Origin of the sequence: Vibrio sp. 10N.247.311.51 (assembly GCF_041467855.1) — a bacterium.
GTDB classification, from domain to species: Bacteria; Pseudomonadota; Gammaproteobacteria; order Enterobacterales; family Vibrionaceae; genus Vibrio; species Vibrio coralliirubri.
Map to the genome: position 1 here is coordinate 1 of NZ_JBFSVK010000061.1, position 3,447 is coordinate 3,447.

Annotated in this window: 1 protein-coding gene; it reads left to right on the forward strand. The window is 48.3% G+C overall.

Annotated elements, in window-relative coordinates; all coding sequences use genetic code 11:
* On the forward strand, window positions 1-3,447 hold a 3,447-nt coding region (locus AB6E85_RS25685; protein WP_372144792.1), incomplete at both ends, for a tandem-95 repeat protein.

The window sequence follows — 3,447 nt, forward strand, 5'->3', positions numbered from 1 at the left end:
ACTTTAATGGCCAAGTTCAGCTTGATGTCACCATTCGTGATGAAGACGGTGCAGAAGTTGAAACCGTCATCAATGTTGACGTACTGCCAATCAATGATGCGCCAGTGTCTGGTGATTTGGCTTACAACGTTAACGAAGATGGTTCTATCACACTGAGCCAAGAACAGCTGTTGTCTCAAGCGTCCGATGTTGAAGGCGAAGACCTAACCGCGAGCGATTTAACGGTTGGTGGTGATGCAACCGTTGTTGCAAATGATGACGGCAGTTTCACGATTACGCCAGATGAGAACTTCAATGGCGACATCGATATCAGCTTCGATATCTCTGATGGCACTAATACTGTTCAAGCTTCAGCAGACCTTACGGTTAACCCAGTTAATGACCTGCCAGTCCCTCAAGATCAGCAGTTTAGCGTTGAAGAAGATGGCACGTTAATCTTCACCGATGCCGACCTGTTAACTGGTGCAACGGACATTGAAGGTGATAACCTAACGGTTGAAGGTGTGACCTACGATGGCGGTGACGGTATCCTTACTGATAACGGTAATGGTACGTACACCTTCGCTCCGAATGAAAACTTCAATGGCGACGTAAACTTCGGATTTGATGTATCAGACGGCACCGATACGGTCTCTGCCAACATCGATGTGAGCGTTACAGCCGTTGATGATGCGCCTGTGTCTGGCGACCTAGCGTACTCAGTCGATGAAGACGGTTCGATTCGTCTAAGCCAAGAGCAGCTTTTATCACAAGCCTCTGATGTGGAAGGCGATGATCTTACTGCTAGCGGCCTAACGGTTGGCGCTGATGCAACCGTTACTCAGAACGATGATGGCAGCTTTACCGTCACGCCAGATGAGAACTTCAATGGTGACATCGATATCAGTTTCGATATCTCAGATGGTACCAATACGGTTCAAGCGTCGGCTGATTTAACGGTTAACCCAGTAAATGATTTGCCAGTACCTCAAGACCAACAGTTCAGCGTGGAAGAAGATGGCACGCTCATCTTTACTGATGCCGACCTGTTAACAGGCGCAACAGACATTGAAGGTGACAACCTTACGGTTGAAGGTGTGACCTACGATGGCGGCGACGGTATTCTTACTGATAACGGTAATGGTACATACACCTTTGCTCCGAATGAAAACTTCAATGGCGACGTAAACTTCGGTTTTGATGTATCAGACGGAACCGATACGGTATCAGCCAATATCGATGTGAGCGTAACAGCGGTTGATGATGCGCCTGTTTCTGGTGACCTAGCGTACTCAATCGATGAAGACGGTTCGATTCGTTTAAGCCAAGAGCAACTTCTATCACAAGCGTCTGATGTTGAAGGCGATGACCTGACAGCTAGCGGCCTAACGGTCGACGGTGATGCAACAGTTACTCAAAACGATGATGGCAGTTTCACCATCACGCCAGATGAGAACTTCAACGGTGACATCGATATCAGCTTCGATATCTCTGATGGCACTAATACCGTTCAAGCTTCAGCAGACCTTACGGTCAATCCAGTTAATGACCTGCCAGTCCCTCAAGACCAACAGTTCAGCATGGAAGAAGACGGTACACTCATCTTCACCGATGCAGACCTGTTAACAGGCGCTACCGACATTGAAGGTGACAACCTAACGGTTGAAGGTGTGACCTACGATGGCGGTGACGGTATCCTTACTGATAACGGTAATGGTACTTACACATTCGCTCCAAACGAAAACTTCAATGGTGACGTAAACTTCGGATTTGATGTCTCTGACGGCACCGATACGGTCTCTGCCAATATCGACGTAAGCGTAACAGCCGTTGATGATGCACCTGTGTCAGGTGACCTAGCGTACTCAATCGACGAAGATGGTTCGATTCGTCTAAGCCAAGAGCAGCTTCTATCGCAAGCGTCTGATGTGGAAGGCGATGACCTTACGGCTAGCGACCTGACGGTTGACGGTGATGCAACAGTCGTTGCTAATGATGACGGCAGTTTCACGATTACGCCAGATGAGAACTTCAATGGTGACATCGATATCAGCTTCGATATCTCTGATGGCACTAATACCGTTCAAGCATCAGCTGACCTAACCGTTAACCCAGTAAATGATTTACCTGTACCTCAAGATCAACAGTTCAGCGTTGAAGAAGACGGCACGTTAATCTTCACCGATGCAGACCTGTTAACCGGTGCTACAGATATTGAAGGTGACAACCTAACGGTTGAAGGTGTGACCTACGATGGCGGCGACGGTATTCTTACTGATAACGGTAATGGAACTTACACCTTTGCTCCAAACGAAAACTTCAATGGCGACATAAGCTTCGGCTTCGACGTGTCTGACGGCACCGATACGGTCTCAGCGAACATCGACGTAAGTGTAACAGCGGTTGATGACGCGCCTGTATCTGGTGATCTAGCGTACTCAATCGACGAAGACGGTTCGATTCGTCTAAGCCAAGAGCAGCTTCTATCACAGGCGTCTGACGTGGAAGGCGATGACCTTACTGCTAGCGGCCTAACGGTTGGCGGTGATGCAACCGTTACTCAAAACGATGACGGCAGTTTCACGATTACGCCAGATGAGAACTTCAACGGTGACATCGATATCAGCTTTGATATCTCAGATGGCACCAATACCGTTCAAGCTTCTGCAGACTTAACGGTTAATCCAGTAAACGATTTACCAGTGCCTCAAGATCAACAGTTCAGCGTTGAAGAAGACGGTACACTCATCTTCACTGATGCAGACCTATTAACAGGTGCAACGGACATTGAAGGTGACAACCTAACGGTTGAAGGTGTGACTTACGACGGTGGCGACGGTATCTTGACCGACAACGGTAATGGTACGTACACCTTTGCTCCGAATGAGAACTTCAATGGCGACGTAAACTTCGGCTTCGATGTCTCTGACGGTACCGATACGGTCTCTGCAAACATCGATGTGAGTGTGACTGCGGTTGATGATGCGCCAGTGTCTGGCGACCTAGCGTACTCAATCGACGAAGATGGTTCGATTCGTCTAAGCCAAGAGCAACTTTTATCACAAGCATCAGATGTTGAAGGCGATGACCTTACGGCTAGCGGCCTAACGGTTGACGGTGATGCAACAGTCGTTGCTAACGAGGATGGCAGTTTCACCATCACGCCAGATGAGAACTTCAACGGCGACATCGATATCAGCTTCGATATTTCTGATGGTACCAATACCGTTCAAGCTTCTGCAGACCTGACGGTTAACCCAGTTAACGACCTGCCAGTACCACAAGATCAACAGTTCAGTATTGCAGAAGACGGTACTTTACTGTTCACCGACGCGGATCTGCTTACAGGCGCGACAGATGTTGAAGGTGATAACCTAACGGTTGAAGGGATCACTTATGAAGGTACTGATGGCGTACTGACTGATTTGGGTGAGGGCTCATACAGCTTTGCGCCAAATGAAAACTTCA